Here is a 17,630-nt window from a genome sequence, read left to right as displayed (position 1 = left end):
GGTTCCCGTCGGCGGTCCGAGTTCCTATACGCTGGGACGCCGAAGGAGGTCCACGATGGCAGAGCCCGACAACAACGTCCCCGGCACGCACGACGGTGACGACGTTCACACCCGTGCTCACCAGGGCCACGCGTCCGACCCGGCACCGTCGGGGGTCGACACGACCCTCAGCTTCAACGAGGAGTTCCAGGCGCAGCTCGCCGCCCTCGAGGGCGGCGTCTCCACCGACGAGCGCGAGGCCGTCACGGCCCTCCCCTCCGGGTCCGCCCTCCTCGTGGTCCGCCGCGGCCCCAACATCGGCGCCCGGTTCCTCCTCGACTCCGACGTCACCGTGGCCGGTCGCCACCCCGACGCGGGCATCTTCCTCGACGACGTGACGGTCAGCCGCAAGCACGCGGAGTTCCGCCGCTCGGGCACGACGTTCACCGTCCGTGACCTCGGCTCGCTGAACGGCACGTACTTCGACGGCACCCGCATCGACGAGGCCCTGCTCAGCGACGGCGCCGAGGTGCAGGTCGGCAAGTTCCGTCTGACCTTCTACGCCTCGCGCGTCGACCTCGCCAAGCTGGCGATCGGGTAGTGCCCCGCTCCTCCGCCGCTCGCTCCGCCGAGTCGGGTCCCGTCGACCTGCTCACCATCGGCCAGGTGCTCGCGCGGCTCAAGTCGGAGTTCCCCGACCTCAGCAACAGCAAGCTGCGCTTCCTGGAGGAGCGCCAGCTCGTCACGCCGGTGCGCACGCCTTCGGGCTACCGCAAGTTCTCGCCGGCCGACGTCGAGCGCCTGCGCTTCATCCTCGGCCTGCAGCGCGACCACTACCTGCCGCTCAAGGTCATCCGCCAGCACCTCGACGACCTCGACGCCGGCCGCCCCACCTCGCTGCCCACCGGCTCGGCCCCCGTGTCGATCGTGTCGCACCCCCGCCGCGTCACGCGCGACGAGCTCCTCGACCGCACCGGCGCCTCCGCGGGCCTCCTCGACGACGCGATCAGCGCCTCCCTCGTGGCCCCGTCCGACGTGTACGGCGACGACGCCGTGACGATGCTCTCCGCCCTCGTCGAGCTGTCGCGGTCGGGCATCGAGCCGAGGCACCTCCGGGGCGTCCGATCCTCCGTCGAACGCGACCTGGGCCTCGTCGAGAACGCGCTCTCGTCGGTCGCTCGTCGCCGCGACGCCGCCGGCCGTGCCCGTGTCGCCGAGCTCTCGCGCGAGATCACCGAGCAGCTCGACGTCGTCCGCGGCGCGCTGCTCCGCACCGCCCTCGAGCGCCTCGACACGTAGACGGCGGGGCGGCGGAGGAATATCCTCGACACGCCGACTGCTCCGGGCGGATGTCGCCTCGTCCGACGCCTCGTGTGGGTACCTTGGGTCTTGGTCAAACCATCAACCCGATGTTGAACGTTACGGGTCTGGACGAAGAACAGTGGAAGGCAGCTGCATGAGTGAGTCAGGGTCCCCCGAGGATTCCCGCTACGAGCTGGGACTCCTGTTCACGGACGGCCTGCCCGAGCTCGACTCCGACAGCGGCTACCGCGGCACCGTCGCCGCCCGCGCCGCCGGGATCAGCTACCGCCAGCTCGACTACTGGGCCCGCACCGGGCTCGTCGAGCCCACCATCCGCGGCGCCGCCGGCTCCGGCTCGCAGCGCCTCTACGGCTTCCGCGACATCCTCGTGCTCAAGCTCGTGAAGCGCCTCCTCGACACGGGCATCTCGCTGCAGCAGATCCGGACGGCCGTGAACCAGCTCCGTGAGTCCGGGGTCAACGACCTCGCGCAGACCACGCTGATGAGCGACGGCGCCAGCGTCTACCTCTGCACGTCCGACGACGAGGTCATCGACCTCGTCAGCCGCGGCCAGGGCGTCTTCGGCATCGCCGTGGGCAAGGTCCTCCGCGAGGTGGAGACCAGTCTCGTCGAGCTCGACAGCACGCCCGCCGCCGACCCCTCCGACGAGCTCGCGGCGCGTCGCGGCACCCGCGCCAGCTGACCGGCCCGCCGGCCTCCACGTCGAGACGGGCCCCTCGTCACCGTGAAGGGCGAGGGGGCCGTCGTCGTGGAGGGGCGCCGTCGATCAGCGGGCCGCGGGCTCCGCGTAGTCGCCGATCTTCGCCGTGCGCATGATGCGCTCGAGCAGCTGGTCGAAGTTACGGGCCATCTCCTGGGCGCTCTCGCCGGGCCACGCGTGGAGCGGCTTCGCGGCGCCCTGGGCCTGCTGCAGGGAGGTGCGCTCCGGCAGCTGGGGGCTCAGCACGAGGGGGCCGAACATGTCGCGGAGCTCCTTGATGCGGAACTGGTGCTCGATGGACTGCACGCGCGCGCGGTTGACGATGATGCCGAGGGGCTGGAGGCGCGGTGACAGCCCGCGACGGATCTCCTCGATGGCCCGGAGCGCGCGGTCGGCCGCGGCCACGCTGAACAGGCCGGGCTCGGTCACGACGGTGACGCGGTCGGACGCGGCCCAGGCGGTGCGGGTGAGCGCGTTGAGCGACGGGGCACAGTCGATCAGGACGAGGTCGTAGTCGGCCTCGACGTTCGCCAGGGCCTCCTCGAGCTTCCAGATGTCGCGGATCGACGGGTGCGGGCCGTCGAAGTTGATCGCCGACGGGCTGCCGATCATGACGTCGATCTTGCCCTGGCGGCCCTTTGTCCAGCCGCTCGGCGCGATCGCGGCGCGGACGGTCTTCTCCTTGGGGGAGGCGAGGACGTCGGCCACGTTGAGGTGGCCCGCGACGGTGATGTCGAGGCCCGTCGAGACGTCGGACTGCGGGTCGAGGTCGACCACCAGGGTACGGAGGCCCTTGGCGAAGGCCGCCGATGTGAGCCCGAGCGTCACGGTCGTCTTGCCGACGCCGCCCTTGAGAGAACTGACGCTGAGTACATGCACGACCACGACGATACCGTCCCCGGCGTCGAGACGCCTGCACGTCGTCCGCGCGGCACGCGGCGGGTGGACGCGCGGAGGGGGCGCGGCATGGTGGAGTAGGGGGGTGACCGTCAGAACCATCCGCCTCTTCGGCGACCCCGTCCTCCGTTCCCCGGCCGACCCCGTCGTCGTCGGCGACCCCCGGCTCGACTCCCTCGTCGCCGACCTCCTCGACACCGTGCGGGAGCCGGGGCGCGCCGGCGTGGCCGCGCCCCAGATCGGGGTCGACCTGCGCGCCTTCAGCTACAACGTCGACGGAGAGGTCGGCTACGTGCTCAACCCCGTGGTCGTCGAGGCCTCCGGCGAGCGGGAGCTCGTCGACGAGGGCTGCCTCTCGGTGCCCGGCTTCTGGTTCCCCACCCCGCGGTGGTCGTACGCCCGGGTCGAGGGGGTCGACCTCGCCGGCGACCGCGTGGTGCTGGAGGGCACGGGCCTGATGGCCCAGGCGCTGCAGCACGAGACGGACCACCTGGCCGGCACCCTCTACGTGATGACCCTGGAGCCCGAGACGAAGCGCGACGCGATGCGCCAGATCCGGGCCAGCGACTGGTGGCGCGCGTAGGGCGGATGCACCCCGCACGGGGCGTTCCGGTCCGCGGGCACCGCCACCTACAGTGGGGCCGGGGGCGACGACGTCCAGGATCAGGGAGCCTGTCATGAGGTCTGCGAACAACAGCGGGAACGCACGGAAGACGGCACGCGGTCGGGTGATCGCTGCGTGGGTGGCGGGGGCGGCCCTGGCGGTGCCCCTCGTGCTCGTCCCGGAGGTGGCTGTCGTCAGCCCGGCCAGCGCCGCGGTCCCGGTCGAGGTCGAGTCGCCGGACTTCGCGTCGGAGGCCTACGGGGATCCGTGGGACTACTCCAACGCCGAGGACCAGAACACCGACCTGACCAACTCCCCGTCCCTGTCGGTCTCCGGGGGCCGGATGTCGATCGCGATCCGTCCGGGGACCACGTTCCAGCCCGTCGCCAGCGTCGCCGGGTCGCTCCCCTACGGCCGCGACGGCGCGGTCGCCCCCGTCGACTCGTCCCGGTACCGGCACCTGTCCTTCCGGATGGACCAGCCCGCCCGGGGCATCGGCGCCGTGTACTGGTTCACCTGCCGATCGCTCTCGGCCGCGTGCGGAGGTGGCCTCACCTTCCCGCTCGTGCCCGGCGACCACGTGTACGACGTCCGTCTCGACGCGTCGTCGGTCCTCGCGGCGAAGGTGCCGTGGACGTCGACGAAGGTGACGGGACTCGTGGTGCAGCCCGTCGTGCTCCCCGACGGCGCCGCCACCGTCTCCGCGTCGTTCGACTGGATGCGGCTGTTCGCGCCCGAGAGGCCGCACGGGAGCCTCCCGCCCGGCGCCTGGCCCGACGTCACCATCGACCCCATCCCGATCCCCGTGGTCGACAGCCCGGTCCCGTCCGAGGGACAGGACCTCGCCAGTGCCCAGCGCGGGGCGCCGTGGACGTTCACGTCCGCGGTCCCGGGCGTGCGGGTCGTCAACGCCGGCGTGTCGGGCTACGGCACCCGGGGGATGACGGCCACGAACGGGTCTCCGGTGCGGAACGACCCGCAGGTGCTCTTCCCGGTCTCGCCGTTCGACGCGTCGCGCTTCCACCACCTGAGCTTCGACCTCACCTACGACGAGCCGTTCTCGCTGGAGGAGACCCCTGGCGGGGGCAAGATGGCCCGGGTCATCTGGAACACCGCCTCGACGACCACTCCCCAGGTCAGCGACGACATCCTCACGTGGTCGCGGGCCAACGGGAGGACCGTCTCGCTCGACCTCGCCGCCGGTGACGTCACGGACCCGGAGTCCGGCGGGCCGCGGGTGGGCTGGGCCGGTCAGACGGTGACGTCGCTCCGGTTCGATCCGAACGAGGACCCGGGCGCGGCGACGTGGAACCTGCGGTCCTTCTCGCTGCGCGCCGATCCCGAGGCACGGCAGGCGACGACCGTGCGGTTCCACGACGCGGCGTGGGTGCCGGGCACGACGGCCGACGTCAAGGTCGGCACGGGTGCGCCGGGGACGCCCTACGAGACGATCGCGTCCGGGGTCGCGGTCGCGCAGGGCGTCAACTCGGTCCCGTTCGACCTCGGCAGTCGCCCCCAGGGGTCGTACCGCGTCGAGGTCGTCCTCCGGCACCCCGCCGGTGGGGGAGCCCTCGCCTTCTCCCGGACGGCGGTGACGATGCTCCGGGACGTCGCTCGCGATCCGCGCGGCAGCGTCGACCAGATCGTCCGAGGGCCCGGCGGAGCGACCCTGCGGGGCTGGGCTCACGACCCCGACACGACCCAGCCCGTGCAGGTGCGTCTGACGGACGGTCGCGGCGGTGGTCTCCTCACGACGGTCACGACCGGGCAGCCCCGCCCGGACGTCCAACGGTCCGTGCCGAGGGCGCCGCTCGGGACGGGGTGGACCGCCACCGTGGCCCTCGCCTCCGGACGGCACAGCGTGTGCGCGGTGGCGGTCGACGTCGGGCCGGGCCAGGACGTCGACCTGGGCTGCCGTGACGTGGACGTCACCTCGGCTCCCGTGGGTGCCCTCGACACGGTCGTGCGCATCCCCGGGGGACTCCGGGCCGAGGGCTGGGCGCTCGACCCGGACGCGGCTGATCCCATCGCGGTGCACCTGTACGCGGGCGCGAAGGGCGTGCAGGGCACCGCCGACCGCCCACGCCCCGACGTCGCACGCTCGTGGCCGTCCTACGGCGAGTCCCACGGCTACCGCGTGGACATGGCCAGGGGGGCCGGGACGTACCAGGCGTGCACCTACGGCATCGACACGGCCGGAGGGACCAACACCGCCCTCGGCTGCCGCACGGTGACCCTCGACCCACGCCCGCTCGGGGCGTTCGACACAGCCGTCCGCTCGGGCGACCAGGTGACCGTACGGGGCTGGGCGCTCGACCCCGACACGGCGCGCTCGATCGACGTGCACGTCTACGTCGACGGCCGCGCCGCCGGGACGACCTCCGCGTCGGTTCAGCGAACCGACATCGCTCGCGCCTACCCGGAGTGGGGCGGCGCGCACGGCTTCGAGCGGACCGTCACGGCACGGCCTGGATCGACGGTGTGCGTCTACGCGATCGACGACGCGGGAGGAGAGAACCCGACGCTGTCCTGTCGGGCGGTCTGAGGAGCCTCGGCGGGGGAGTGCGCCGGGGTCACCGGCCCCGGCGCCCCGTCGGGGCGTCCGGGACGGTGCGCACGGACTCCGTGGTCGGGAAGACCGTGTAGAGGTCGGCGATCTCCTGGGCGAAGTCGCGCACGACCACCGCGCGCTTGACGCTCATCTTCGGCGTCAGGTGGCCCGCGGCCTCGGTAAGCTCCACCGGCAGCACCACGAACTTGCGGATCGACTCGGCCCTCGAGACGGCGTCGTTCGCCACGTCGACGGCCCGCTGCACCTCGGCGAGCACCTTGGGGTGCCGGGCGGCCTCGGCCAGCGGCATGTCCGCCGCCTCGCCCGCGTTGTTGAGCCAGACGGGCAGCATCTCGGCGTCGAGGGTCACGAGGGCGCTGACGAACGGCTTCTGGTCGCCGACGACGACGACCTGCCCGACGAGCGGGTTCGCCCGGATCGGGTCCTCGAGGGCCGCCGGGGCGACGTTCTTCCCGCCCGCGGTGACGATGATCTCCTTCTTCCGACCCGTGATGGTCAGGTACCCCTCGTCGTCGAGGCTGCCGAGGTCGCCCGTGCGGAACCAGCCGTCGCGCAGCACCTCGGCGGTCGCCGCCTCGTCGCGCCAGTAGCCGGCGAAGACGTTCTCGCCGCGCACGAGCACCTCCCCGTCGTCGTCGATGCGGACGGAGACCCCCGGCAGCGCCGGGCCGACCGTGCCGATCTTGAAGCGCGAGACGAGGTTGACCGTCGCCGGGGCCGTCGTCTCGGTGAGGCCGTAGCCCTCGAGCACGCGGATGTCGAGGCTGCGGAAGAAGTGCCCGAGGCGCGTGCCGAGCGGGGCGGAGCCGGAGACCGCGTACCGGATCCGGCCGCCCATCGCCTTCTTGAGCTTGCTGTAGACGAGCCGGTCGAACAGGGCGAAGCGGAGCTTGAGGCCGAGGGGCACCTCGCCGGCGTCGAGCGCCTTGCTGTGGGCCACCGCGACGGCCGCGGCCCGCCGGAACACCCCGCCCTTCCCGCCGGCCTCCGCCTTCTGCTCCGCCGAGTTGTAGACCTTCTCGAAGACCCGCGGCACGGCGAGGAGGAAGGTCGGCCGGAACGACGCGAGGGAGGGGAGCAGCTGCTTCGTGTCGGCCTGGTGCCCGACCTTGACCCCCGCGTGCACGGAGAGGACGGCGATGAAGCGCGCGAAGACGTGGGCGGTGGTGACGAACAGCAGGGTCGACGACCCGGGTGCGACGACCTCGCCCATGGCGACGGCGGCGTTGCGGCTCGTCTCGACGAAGTTCCCGTGGGTCAGCACGCAGCCCTTGGGTCGGCCCGTCGTCCCCGACGTGTAGATGATGGTCGCGACGTCCGCCGCGGTGGCCAGGCGTCGCCTCCGCTCGATCTCTTCGTCGGGCACGCCCCCGCCCGACGCCGCGAGCTTCTCGAGGTCGCCGAGGTCGATCTGCCAGACGTGCCGCACGTCGGGCAGCTCGGGGTGGACCTCGTCGAACTTGGCGAAGTGGTCGGCGGTCTCGACGATCACCGCGGTGGCCCCGGAGTCGCTGAGGTTCCAGTGGACCTGGCTCGGCGCGCTCGTCTCGTAGACGGGCACGAGCAGGGCGCCCGCGAACCACGTCGCGAAGTCGACCAGCGTCCACTCGTAGCGAGTGCGGCACATCAGCCCGATCTTCTCGCCGGGCTCGACGCCCGCGGCGACCAGGCCCTTCGCGAGGGCCCGGACCTGGGCGAGGAAGTCGCCCGCGGTGACGTCACGCCAGCCGCCGACGCCGTCGGGGACGGCGAAGAGGGCAGCGTCGGGGGTGAGGGCCGCTCGCTCGACCAGGAGGTCGGTGGCGTTGGCAGCGGGGTCCGGCTCGACGGCCAGGGGGGTGGTGTGCTCGTTCACGGCAGCTCCTTCGGTACCGAACGACGGTCACCACACCCTAGCCGGACCGGCCCGTCCGGTGGCGAGCCCGGGGGCGGGGCGAGGCTAGACTCCCTGTTCGTGCAGGCAATCGGAATCGACATCGGTGGTACGAAGATCGCGGGTGGCGTCGTCACCGAACTCGGGGAGATCGTCGAGGAGCGTCGCGTGCCGACCCCGGCCGGCGACTCCGCCGCCATCGTGGACGCCGTGGTCGAGATGATCACCGCCCTCCGCGCCGCCCACCCCGACGTCGTCGCCGCGGGCGTCGCCGCCCCCGGCTTCATCGACGCCTCGCAGTCGACCGTCTACTACACGCCGAACATCGCGTGGCGGAACGAGCCCCTGCGCGCCCGCCTGGCGGAGCGCATCGACCTCCCGATCACGATCGACAACGACGCGAACGCCGCGGGCTGGGCCGAGTTCCGGTTCGGCGCCGGGCGCCTCGCCAGCGACATGACCATGCTCACCATCGGCACCGGCGTCGGCGGGGCGGTCGTCGCCCAGGACCGCCTCATGCGCGGAGGCTTCGGCACGGGCGGCGAGCTCGGCCACATGCGCATCGTCCCCGACGGCCTGCCCTGCGGCTGCGGGGCCCGCGGCTGCATCGAGCAGTACGGCTCGGGCCGGGCACTCCTCCGCATGGCCGGCGAGGTCGCCGACCAGGGCGGCGTGGGCAGCGCCCTCGCCGAGGTCCGCACGCGCAAGGGCGAGCTCACCGGCCACGACGTGAGCGACCTGCTCACGGCGGGGGACCCGGGCGCCCTCGAGGCCCTCCGCCAGCTCGGCACCTGGCTGGGCCAGGCCGCGGCGTCGCTGAGCGCGATCCTCGACCCCCAGGTCTTCGTCTTCGGCGGAGGCGTCGCCCAGGCCGGCGAGCTGCTGCTCGCCCCCGTCCGCGCTGCCTACCTCGAGCACCTGCCGGCGCGCGGCTACCACCCCGAGCCCGAGTTCGTCATCGCCGAGCTCGTCAACGACGCGGGCGTCGTCGGCGCCGCCGACCTCGCGCGGGTGCACGCCGCGAGCCGCTAGGCTCCGACCGCTCAGAGAAGAGAGGCTCCGCCCGATGCTGTACTGGTTCCTCAAGACGTTCGTGGCGAGCCCGCTCGTCCTCACGGTCTTCCGCCCGTGGGTGCGCGGCCTCGAGAACGTGCCCGCGACCGGTGCCGTCATCTTCGCGAGCAACCACCTGTCGTTCGTCGACTCGATCTTCCTTCCCCTGGCCCTCGAGCGCCGCATCTCCTTCCTCGCCAAGAGCGACTACTTCACGGGGCGCGGCGTCAAGGGCTGGGCCATGCGGCTCTTCTTCACCGCGACCGGCCAGCTCTCCATCGACCGCTCGGGGGGCAAGGCGTCGGAGGCGTCGCTCGCGACGGGCCTGGCGGTCCTGGCGCGGGGCGAGCAGCTGGGCATCTACCCCGAGGGCACGCGCAGCCCCGACGGCCGCCTCTACCGGGGCCGCACCGGCGTCGCCCGGATGATCCTCGAGGGGCACGTGCCGGTCGTGCCGGTCGCCATGATCGACACCGAGAAGGTGATGCAGACCGGCACGAAGATCCCGAAGATCCGTCGGGTCGGGGTCGTCTTCGGCGAGCCGCTCGACTTCAGCCGGTTCGAGGGCATGGAGGGCGACCGGTTCATCCTCCGGTCGATCACGGACGAGATCATGTACGAGCTGGCGGCCCTCAGCGGCCAGGAGTACGCCGACGTCTACGCCTCCTCCGTCAAGGAGAAGCGCGCCGCCCTTTCGCGATAAGCTCGCTCGTCGGAACCGACTGGCTCCGCCCCGCCGAGACGCAAGGACGACCGTGGTCCAGCCCCCTGAACCGTTCGCAGCCATCGCCGACGCCGACGTGCTCGAGGGCCTCGACCACTGGCGCACCCTGCCGATCAAGCAGCAGCCCCGCTGGCCCGACGGCGCGGCCGTCGAGGCCGCCTCGGCCGAGCTCGCCACGCTGCCGCCCCTCGTCTTCGCCGGCGAGGTCGACACCCTCCGCGAGCGGCTCGCCGCCGCGGCGCAGGGGCGGGCGTTCCTGCTGCAGGGCGGCGACTGCGCCGAGACCTTCGCCGGGGCCACGGCCGACCAGATCCGCGACCGGGTCAAGACCATCCTCCAGATGGCGGTCGTGCTGACCTACGGCGCGTCGATGCCCGTCATCAAGATGGGCCGCATGGCCGGCCAGTTCGCCAAGCCCCGCTCGAGCGACGACGAGACCCGTGACGGCGTGACCCTGCCCGCGTACCGCGGAGACATCGTCAACGGCTACGACTTCACGCCCGAGTCCCGGCGCGCCGACCCGGCACGCCTCGTGAAGGGGTACCACACCTCCGCCTCGACCATCAACCTGATCCGGGCCTTCACGCAGGGCGGCTTCGCCGACCTCCGTCAGGTGCACAGCTGGAACAAAGGCTTCGCCCGGAACCCTGCCAACGCCCAGTACGAGAACCTCGCCCGCGAGATCGACAAGGCCATCCGCTTCATGGAGGCCGCCGGGGCCGACTTCGACGAGCTCAAGCGCGTCGAGTTCTACACCAGCCACGAGGGCCTCCTGATGGACTACGAGCGCCCCATGACGCGCATCGACAGCCGCACGGGCACGCCCTACGTCCTCTCGTCCCACTTCGTCTGGATCGGCGAGCGCACGCGAGACCTCGACGGCGCCCACGTCGACTTCCTCTCTCGGGTGCGCAACCCCATCGGCGTCAAGCTCGGCCCGACCACGACCCCGGACGACATGCTGCGGCTGATCGACGTGCTCGACCCCGACCGCGAGCCCGGCCGCCTGACCTTCATCACCCGCATGGGCGCGGGCAGGATCCGTGACGCCCTGCCGCCCCTCCTCGAGGCCATCACGGCCGCCGACGCCACGCCGCTCTGGGTCAGCGACCCGATGCACGGCAACGGCCTCACGACGCCGACGGGCTACAAGACGCGTCGGTTCGAGGAGATCATGGACGAGGTCAAGGGCTTCTTCGAGTCGCACCGTGCCGCGGGCACCCACCCCGGCGGCATCCACATCGAGCTGACCGGCGACGACGTGACCGAGTGCCTCGGCGGGTCCGAGCACATCGACGAGGCCACCCTGGCGACGCGGTACGAGTCGCTCTGCGACCCGCGCCTGAACCACATGCAGTCGCTCGAGCTCGCCTTCCTCGTCGCGGAGGAGCTGGCGGCCGTCTGACCCGCGCCTCCCGCATCCCCCTGCGCCTGACGCCCCGTCCTCCTCGAGAGGGCGGGGCGTCAGGTGTCGGGGGCGAGCTACTCGACCCGGTAGCTCAGGGTGACGGTGGAGCCGCGAGAGGCGGTGCCGCCCGCGGCGGGGTCCGTCGCGGTGACGGTGAGGCGCGCCTCCCAGTCGAAGAAGGCGCAGGTGAAGTTCGTGCACTTGTCGTAGGTCACGCGGAGGCCGAGGGCACGCAGGTCGGCCACGGCGTCGTCGATGGTCTTGCCCGTGACGTCCGGGACGGTGACCGGTGCCGGCCCCTTCGAGACGACGAGGTCGATCGAGGCGCCGGGGACGACGGCGCCCTCGCCCTGGGCCGCGCTGCGGATGACCGAGCCGGAGGCGACGGTGTCGCTGAACTCGGTGCCCGCCTCGACCCCGGTCAGCGACACGGCGGCGAGGGCCGCCTGGGCATCAGCCAGCGGCTGGCCGCTGACGTCCGGGACGGCGCCGGCGGAGACCGTGAGGGTCACCGGCTGCTGATCGCCGTACTGCGGGGCGGCGGCGAGATCGACGGGCGCGCCGGCGGCGTCCACGCCGCTGACGGCGAGCACGGTGCCCTCCGGGGCGGAGTCGTCGAACTGCCGGGCGGAGTCCTGGACGGTGAACTGCCCGAGGGCGGAGCGGGCGTCGTCCTCGGACAGTCCGACGACCACGGGGAAGTCCAGCTGCTCGGGGCCCTGCGAGACGAGGAGCGTGACGGGGCGGTCCCGCGTGATGCGCGAGGCGGCCGACGGATCGGTCCCCGTGACCTGGCCCGCCGGGACGGTGGGGGAGAAGTCGGGCCGCTGGTCGCCCGCCACGGTGAGGCCCGCGGCCTCCAGGGCGCTCGTCGCCGTGGCCGGGTCCTGGCCGGCGACGTCCGGGACGGCGACCTGCGCGCCGGGTCCGGCGCTGAACCACCAGCCGGCGCCGCCGGCCAGCAGGGCGAGCACGACGACGAGAGAGAGCCACACGGCGCCCCGGCGACGACGACGGGCAGCCACCGCGGCGAGCTTGTCGACGTTGGCGGCCTGCGGGGGCGGGACGGGCCCTGTCCGGTGGCGCGCCCGAGGGAGGACGTGCGTCTCGCCCGTCGCACCGTGGGGGAGCACGGACGTCGCCGAGGTCGGCGACGTCGCGGGGGCGGGCGGCAGCACCATCGTGCGCTGCGGGGGCCTCGCGCCCGCCGGGTCGGCCAACGCCCGCTGCACGTCGACGAGCTGCTCGAGCAGCGCGCGGGCGTCGCGGGGGCGGTGCTCGGGGTCACGGGCCGTGGCCCAGAGCACGAGCTCGTCGAGCTCCACCGGCACGCCCGGTGCGACGAGGCTCGGTGCGGGCACCGTGTCGTTGGCGTGCTGGTAGGCGATCTGCATCGGCTGCTCGCCCTTGTAGGGCTGCTCGCCGGTGAGCATCTCGTAGAGCATGATGCCGAGGGCGTAGATGTCGCTGCGGGTGTCGGCGATGCCGCGCGTGACCAGCTCCGGCGACAGGTACGCGATCGTCCCGAGCAGGGCCGCACCGGTGGCGGTGTTCGCGGTGGCGGCACGAGCGAGCCCGAAGTCGCCGATCTTGATCCGGCCGTCGTCGGCCAGCAGCACGTTCTCGGGCTTGAGGTCGCGGTGCACGATGCCGGCGCGGTGCGCGGCGGCGAGGCCGGCCAGCACCGCCTCGAGGATGTCCATCGCCTGCTCGCTCGTGAGCACGGAGTGGTCCTGGAGCAGCTCGCGCAGCGTGATGCCCGGCAGGTACTCCATGACGAGGTACGCACTGTCGTCGTCCTGCCCCTGGTCGAAGACGTTGACCACGTTGGGGTGGGCGAGCCGGGCGGCCGAGCGGGCCTCCTGGATGAAGCGCTCCTTGAAGGAGGCGTCGTCGGCGAGGTGGCCGTGCATGATCTTGATCGCGACGCGACGTTCGAGCCGCAGGTCGGTGGCGAGGTACACGGTGGCCATGCCGCCCCGGGCGATGCGTGAGCGGACCTGGTAACGATCGTCGATGAGACGGCCGATCATCGGGTCAGTCTGGTTCACGCTCACCCCGCAGATTCTACGGACTCGCCCGGCGCGGGCAGCGCGGACTCACCGGCGGGGCAGCAAGAACGCGCGCGTCGGCGGGGCTCAGCCCAGGGTCGCGAGCCAGGAGGCGGCGGGCCCCTCCCACTTGGCGTACGCGGTCGGGTGCGCCGAGAGCTGGACGGCCTGGGCCGCGGCGGTGAGCGACATGCCCGACCAGCCCTTCACGTCGAGGAGGCCCCGGGTCTTGCCGACGTTGGGGTTGGTGCGGCCGCCGAAGAAGAGCTTGGTCGCGTGGACGGGGTCGGTCAGCTGCGCGACCGTGCCCCACCCCGTGCTGGGGCGCTGCTGGTAGAGGCCCACCGAGTCGCGGTCGCCCCAGTCGATGTTCCGGAGGCTCGACTCCTGCGCCGCCGCGGCCAGGGCGACGACGATCGCGCGGTCGCCCACGCCCAGCTCCCGGCCGACGCGGATGATCGTGCGGGCGTTGCCCTGCTGCTCGGCGGTGAGGGCGGTGCCGACCGTGAGGGGCGTCGCCGACGTGGCGACGACGGTCGTCGCGGGGGCCGACGTCGTGCCGCTCGCCGTGCTGCTCGTGGAGGGGATCGTCAGCGTCGTCCCGGCGTAGATCGTGCTGGTGAAGCTGAGGCCGTTGGCGGCCAGGAGCGCCTTCGTGCTGACGCCCGTCCGGGCCGCGATCGACGCCACGGTGTCGCCCGACCGGATGATGTACGACGAGGAGCCCGTCGACGCGGCGGGCGGCGTCGAGGTGGTCGGCGCCGGCGTGCTGCGTGCGGGGGCGGCGGCACCGGGCAGGGCGAGCTGCTGGCCGGGGTAGATGATGCTCGACCAGGAGAGCCCGTTCGCCTGCAGGAGCGCGCTCGTGCTGACGCCGTGGGCTCCCGCGATGGAGCTGAGGGTGTCGCCGCGGGCGATCGTGTAGCGGGTCGGTGACGAGGAGGCGCGGGTGCTGCTCACGGGGACGCTGGGGGCCGCGACGGCGCCGGCCACCAGGCTCAGCGTCTGCCCGGGGAAGATGGTCGACTTCCAGCTCAGGCCGTTGAGCGCGAGGACGCTGGCCGTGCTGAGGCCGAACGAGCCCGCGATGCTGGCGACGGTGTCGCCGGACTTCACGGTGTAGCTCGACGGGGCGGTCGCGGCCGCGGTCTGGACCACCGCCTCCTGCGCTGCCTCGGCCACCGGGGGAGTCGTCGGCAGCGTGGGGCGGGGGGTCGCGTGAGGCTCCTTCACGGGGCGCGGCGCGTGGTCGACCGAGGCGACGGGGCCGGTGAGCCCGAGGGCCATCGAGCCCGCGAGCACGATCGGGACGGTGTTGAGCATCGAGCGGGCGACCCTGCTCATCGCGCGGCCGTCGTCGGGCACGAGCGCGGGCCGCGCGAAGGCCGTGCCCGCCGTGGTCGTGGCGGCGGCGGTCGTGCCGGTCGGGGCGTTGTCGTTCATGAGGTGATCCTCGGCTCGGGGAGTCCGACACGGCCGTGGCCTGGCCCCCGGCGACATGTCTCGATCGCACCAAGCTGACACAGAAGGAGAACCAAGTCAATCAGTGTGACGGGAGTGACGGATGTGACTCGGCGCGCACGACGTTCCCCTCCGCGGCTCGGCCGTGGCAAGGTTGTGACGTGACAGATCTCTCCCAGAAGCCCTGGTTCGCCGACGCCGAGTGGCTGACCGTCCCCGACCTCGTCGAGATGCTCGGCGTCAGCGTCAGCCGCGTGCACCGCCTCGTCGAGGAGCACGTGCTGCTCGCGACCAAGGTCGGCGGCGTCACGAAGGTCCCCGCGGTCTTCGTCGTCGACGGTGAGCCGATGCACGAGCTGCGCGGCACCGCGACCGTCCTCGCCGACAACGGCTTCACCGACGACGAGGCGATCGACTGGATGCTCTCCGTCGAGGAGTCGCTCGGCACCAGCCCGGTCGACGCGCTGCGCGCCGGCCGGAAGGCCGAGGTGCGGCGCGTCGCCCAGAGCCTGCTCTAGCGCGGCCGCGCCCGGCTGGCGGGCCCTCCCGGTCGGCGACGGACGCTCAGTAGTCGCGGCGGGTGACCGTCTCCGCGAGACGTGCCAGCTGCGACCGGGCGGACGGCGCCAGGTCGGCGCGGTCGAGGGCCTGCAGGGCCCGCTCCACCTGGTCCGAGATCGATCGCTCCACCGCGTCGACCGCCCCGCTCTCGCGGAGCGTGGCCTGCAGCACGCCGATCTGGTCGTCGTCGAGGTCGGGGTCGCCGAGCAGCTCGTCGAGCAGCCGCACCGCCGACGACGGCAGCTCGCGCCGTGCGGTCGCCACCAGGACGGTGCGCTTGCCCTCGCGGAGGTCGTCCCCGGCGGGCTTCCCGGTGACGGCGGGGTCTCCGAACACGCCCAGCATGTCGTCCCGCAGCTGGTAGGCGATGCCGAGCGGCAGGCCGAAGGCGCGCAGGCCCGCGAGGGCCTCGTCGCTCCCGCCGGCCATGGCGGCGCCGATCGTGAGGGGCGCCTCCACGCTGTACTTGGCCGACTTGTAGACGATGACGCGCTGGGCGCGCGGCAGGAGCTCCGCGTCGGGCACGCTCCGCCACGCGCCCTCCTCGAGGATGTCCAGGTACTGGCCGACCGTCACCTCCGTCCGCATCCGGTTGAACTCGCGGCGAGCCGAGCGTGCAGCGTCGCGGGAGGCGAGGGAGTCGAGGGCGGCGCTCACCTGCTCGTCGCTCCAGGCGAGCAGCAGGTCTCCCATCAGCAGGGCGCCGGAGGTGCCGAACGCCCCGGGCGACCCGAGCCACGCGCCGTCGCGGTGCAGGGCCTCGAACCGACGGTGCGCCGCGGGCAGCCCGCGCCGGGTGTCGGAGTTGTCCATGATGTCGTCGTGGACGAGGGCGGCGGCGTGGAAGAACTCCAGGCCGACGGAGGCGGCCATCACGGCGTCGAGGGAGCGCTCGTCGACGCTGCGGGCGAGCGGGTCGAAGCCCACGTCGAGCCCGGCGACCGACTGCCACCCCCAGTAGCAGAACAGCGCGCGGAACCGCTTGCCGCCCCGGAGCAGATCGCTCGAGAAGAGGGCGAACGGGTCGAGGTCCGGAGCGATGCTCCGGAGCGCAGGACGCTGCCCCTCGAGGAACGCGTCGATGCGCTCTTGGACGACGTCCACTAACCGCGTACTCTCAGCCACGCGCCTAGCCTAGCCACAGGGGCCAGGCATAGACTCGCACGTACCGATCGCGCCGATCCCGAGGCCGAGGGGCCTGTGTTCGAAGGGAACAACACCATGCCGCTTTCCGAGCAGGAGCAGCGCCTCCTCGAAGAGATGGAGCGGAGCCTCTACAGCAACGACTCCGACTTCGTGGCGACGGTCGGCGGCCGCGGCCGTCCCAACTACACGATGGTCGTCGTGGGCGTCCTCGCAGCTCTGGTCGGCATCGCCGTCATCGTCACCGGTGTCATCCTCCGTACGCCGCCGATCGGGCCGCTCGTCGGCGTCCTGGGCTTCGTCATCCTCGTCGCCGGCGCGCTGTTCGCGATCGCACCTCCTCGCCGCAGGGGCGCGCCCGCCCCGGCCCCCACGACCTCGGCTCGTCCGTCGGCGGCTCGCCCGCAGCGCGGCGGTGGCGGCAGCATGATGGACCGCTTCTCCGACCGCTGGGACCGTCGACAGGACGGCGACCGGCGGTAACGCCCCACCCGCGCACGCGGCGCACCACGACCTCAGGGGTCGGCCTCCGGGCCGGCCCCTTCGTCGTGTCCGGGGTGTCGTCGCGAGCGTCGCCTCCGGCCACGGGTCTCCACGTCGCGTCCACCCCGCCTCCACTTCGCTCCACCGACGCCTGCGGCGGGCGCGCCCGCGGCCGCTCGAGGGCTCCCGGCCCGCCGCCGCGCCCAGGGCACGCCCGATGTCCTCCACTCTCGTGACCCCCGAACTGGAGCGGATCGGAGGGGGCGACCCGCGCCTCCGGGGCCGTTTCTCGTTGCTGAGTGGTGCGATGTGGAGTAAAGTGGAGGCACGTGCCACCGGGTGCGGGGGCGAAGGGGGAGAGGGCATGTTCCTCGGCACCTATTCGCCCAAGCTCGACGAGAAGGGCCGCATCATCCTCCCCGCGAAGTTCCGTGACGAGCTGGCCTCCGGCCTCGTCATGACCCGGGGCCAGGAGCGTTGCGTCTACGTCTTCAGCCAGGCCGAGTTCGAGAGCATGCACGACCGCATCCGACAGGCACCGATCACGAGCAAGGAGGGCCGCGACTACATGCGCCTCTTCCTCTCCGGTGCCAGCGACGAGGTCCCCGACAAGCAGGGCCGCGTCACCGTCCCCGCGCAGCTGCGCGACTACGCCGGCCTCGGCCGTGAGCTCACCGTGATCGGCGCGGGCAACCGTGCCGAGATCTGGGCCACCGAGGCGTGGGACGCCTACTACGAGGCCCAGGAGGCCGCGTTCGCCAACACCACGGAGGAGGTGATCCCCGGCCTCTTCTAGTT

16 protein-coding genes are annotated in these 17,630 nt (G+C 72.7%); 11 read left to right on the top strand and 5 right to left on the bottom strand.

Annotation, left to right across the window (positions count from 1 at the left end):
• The first annotated feature begins 55 nt into the window (after positions 1 to 55).
• The 3 genes from IFT72_RS05770 to IFT72_RS05760 all read left to right on the top strand — a co-directional run bounded on the left by IFT72_RS05770 (position 56) and on the right by IFT72_RS05760 (position 1,984).
• On the top strand, positions 56 to 580 hold the full coding sequence (locus tag IFT72_RS05770; protein ID WP_056055126.1) for an FHA domain-containing protein: 525 nt from the start codon (positions 56 to 58) through the stop codon (positions 578 to 580).
• Positions 580 to 1,278, top strand: coding sequence for a MerR family transcriptional regulator (locus tag IFT72_RS05765; protein ID WP_056055123.1), 699 nt, complete (start codon positions 580 to 582; stop codon positions 1,276 to 1,278). Before IFT72_RS05770 ends, IFT72_RS05765 begins: the two co-directional genes overlap by 1 nt.
• Before the next feature lie 157 nt (positions 1,279 to 1,435).
• A complete protein-coding gene (locus tag IFT72_RS05760; RefSeq protein WP_056055120.1) occupies positions 1,436 to 1,984 on the top strand; it encodes a MerR family transcriptional regulator in 549 nt (182 codons plus the stop codon).
• An 84-nt stretch (positions 1,985 to 2,068) separates the two neighbouring features.
• Here IFT72_RS05760 and IFT72_RS05755 read toward each other — a convergent pair whose 3' ends face one another.
• Positions 2,069 to 2,881, bottom strand: coding sequence for a ParA family protein (locus IFT72_RS05755; RefSeq protein WP_056055961.1), 813 nt, complete (start codon positions 2,879 to 2,881; stop codon positions 2,069 to 2,071).
• A 103-nt stretch (positions 2,882 to 2,984) separates the two neighbouring features.
• Between IFT72_RS05755 and IFT72_RS05750 the strand changes: the two genes are divergently transcribed.
• Both IFT72_RS05750 and IFT72_RS05745 read left to right on the top strand, forming a co-directional pair.
• Positions 2,985 to 3,482, top strand: a complete 498-nt coding sequence (locus IFT72_RS05750) for a peptide deformylase (RefSeq protein WP_056055118.1) — start codon at positions 2,985 to 2,987, stop codon at positions 3,480 to 3,482.
• 145 nt (positions 3,483 to 3,627) lie between these two features.
• Entirely contained in the window at positions 3,628 to 6,048 is a 2,421-nt protein-coding gene (locus IFT72_RS05745) for a hypothetical protein (protein WP_192045749.1), read from the top strand.
• 28 nt (positions 6,049 to 6,076) lie between these two features.
• Here IFT72_RS05745 and IFT72_RS05740 read toward each other — a convergent pair whose 3' ends face one another.
• On the bottom strand, positions 6,077 to 7,930 hold the full coding sequence (locus IFT72_RS05740; RefSeq protein WP_192045748.1) for an AMP-binding protein: 1,854 nt from the start codon (positions 7,928 to 7,930) through the stop codon (positions 6,077 to 6,079).
• A gap of 99 nt (positions 7,931 to 8,029) precedes the next feature.
• Between IFT72_RS05740 and IFT72_RS05735 the strand changes: the two genes are divergently transcribed.
• Genes IFT72_RS05735 through IFT72_RS05725 form a run of 3 tightly spaced genes read left to right on the top strand, consistent with a single transcriptional unit; the run spans position 8,030 to position 11,130 of the window.
• Positions 8,030 to 8,980, top strand: coding sequence for an ROK family glucokinase (locus IFT72_RS05735; protein WP_056055112.1), 951 nt, complete (start codon positions 8,030 to 8,032; stop codon positions 8,978 to 8,980).
• A 34-nt stretch (positions 8,981 to 9,014) separates the two neighbouring features.
• The gene (locus IFT72_RS05730) at positions 9,015 to 9,704 is read left to right on the top strand and encodes a 1-acyl-sn-glycerol-3-phosphate acyltransferase (RefSeq protein WP_056055110.1); all 690 of its coding nucleotides are present in this window, start codon (positions 9,015 to 9,017) and stop codon (positions 9,702 to 9,704) included.
• A 52-nt stretch (positions 9,705 to 9,756) separates the two neighbouring features.
• A complete protein-coding gene (locus tag IFT72_RS05725) occupies positions 9,757 to 11,130 on the top strand; it encodes a class II 3-deoxy-7-phosphoheptulonate synthase (protein WP_371741183.1) in 1,374 nt (457 codons plus the stop codon).
• Positions 11,131 to 11,207: 77 nt separating this feature from the next.
• Here the strand turns inward: IFT72_RS05725 and pknB are convergent, their stop codons facing one another.
• Together pknB and IFT72_RS05715 are read right to left on the bottom strand one after the other, a co-directional pair.
• Positions 11,208 to 13,166, bottom strand: coding sequence for a Stk1 family PASTA domain-containing Ser/Thr kinase (gene pknB, locus IFT72_RS05720; protein WP_197981281.1), 1,959 nt, complete (start codon positions 13,164 to 13,166; stop codon positions 11,208 to 11,210).
• A gap of 105 nt (positions 13,167 to 13,271) precedes the next feature.
• Positions 13,272 to 14,627, bottom strand: coding sequence for a LysM peptidoglycan-binding domain-containing protein (locus tag IFT72_RS05715; protein ID WP_082514372.1), 1,356 nt, complete (start codon positions 14,625 to 14,627; stop codon positions 13,272 to 13,274).
• A gap of 179 nt (positions 14,628 to 14,806) precedes the next feature.
• Between IFT72_RS05715 and IFT72_RS05710 the strand changes: the two genes are divergently transcribed.
• On the top strand, positions 14,807 to 15,163 hold the full coding sequence (locus tag IFT72_RS05710; RefSeq protein ID WP_369814257.1) for an Rv2175c family DNA-binding protein: 357 nt from the start codon (positions 14,807 to 14,809) through the stop codon (positions 15,161 to 15,163).
• A gap of 46 nt (positions 15,164 to 15,209) precedes the next feature.
• Here IFT72_RS05710 and IFT72_RS05705 read toward each other — a convergent pair whose 3' ends face one another.
• Positions 15,210 to 16,331: a polyprenyl synthetase family protein gene (locus IFT72_RS05705; RefSeq protein WP_056055101.1), complete on the bottom strand. Its 1,122-nt coding sequence runs from the start codon at positions 16,329 to 16,331 to the stop codon at positions 15,210 to 15,212.
• Between the two features lie 96 nt (positions 16,332 to 16,427).
• On the opposite strand from IFT72_RS05705, the gene IFT72_RS05700 reads away from it, so the two are divergent.
• Positions 16,428 to 16,832 carry a DUF3040 domain-containing protein gene (locus IFT72_RS05700; protein ID WP_056055956.1) on the top strand — a complete coding sequence of 135 codons (405 nt, stop codon included), beginning with the start codon at positions 16,428 to 16,430 and terminating at the stop codon, positions 16,830 to 16,832.
• Between the two features lie 364 nt (positions 16,833 to 17,196).
• A complete protein-coding gene (gene mraZ / locus IFT72_RS05695) occupies positions 17,197 to 17,628 on the top strand; it encodes a division/cell wall cluster transcriptional repressor MraZ (protein WP_056055098.1) in 432 nt (143 codons plus the stop codon).
• Positions 17,629 to 17,630 lie beyond the last annotated feature (2 nt).

Source organism: Frigoribacterium sp. CFBP 8754, from assembly GCF_014841815.1.
GTDB lineage: Bacteria > Actinomycetota > Actinomycetes > Actinomycetales > Microbacteriaceae > Frigoribacterium > Frigoribacterium endophyticum.
This window is presented reverse-complemented; position numbering and strand designations above follow the sequence as displayed.

Coding starts and splice junctions, on each gene's coding strand:
- IFT72_RS05770 (WP_056055126.1), top strand. CDS start 56: ATGGCAGAGCCCGACAACAACGTCCCCGGCACGCACGACGGTGACGAC.
- IFT72_RS05760 (WP_056055120.1), top strand. CDS start 1,436: ATGAGTGAGTCAGGGTCCCCCGAGGATTCCCGCTACGAGCTGGGACTC.
- IFT72_RS05730 (WP_056055110.1), top strand. CDS start 9,015: ATGCTGTACTGGTTCCTCAAGACGTTCGTGGCGAGCCCGCTCGTCCTC.
- pknB (WP_197981281.1), bottom strand. CDS start 13,166: ATGATCGGCCGTCTCATCGACGATCGTTACCAGGTCCGCTCACGCATC.
- IFT72_RS05715 (WP_082514372.1), bottom strand. CDS start 14,627: ATGAACGACAACGCCCCGACCGGCACGACCGCCGCCGCCACGACCACG.
- IFT72_RS05700 (WP_056055956.1), top strand. CDS start 16,428: ATGCCGCTTTCCGAGCAGGAGCAGCGCCTCCTCGAAGAGATGGAGCGG.
- mraZ (WP_056055098.1), top strand. CDS start 17,197: ATGTTCCTCGGCACCTATTCGCCCAAGCTCGACGAGAAGGGCCGCATC.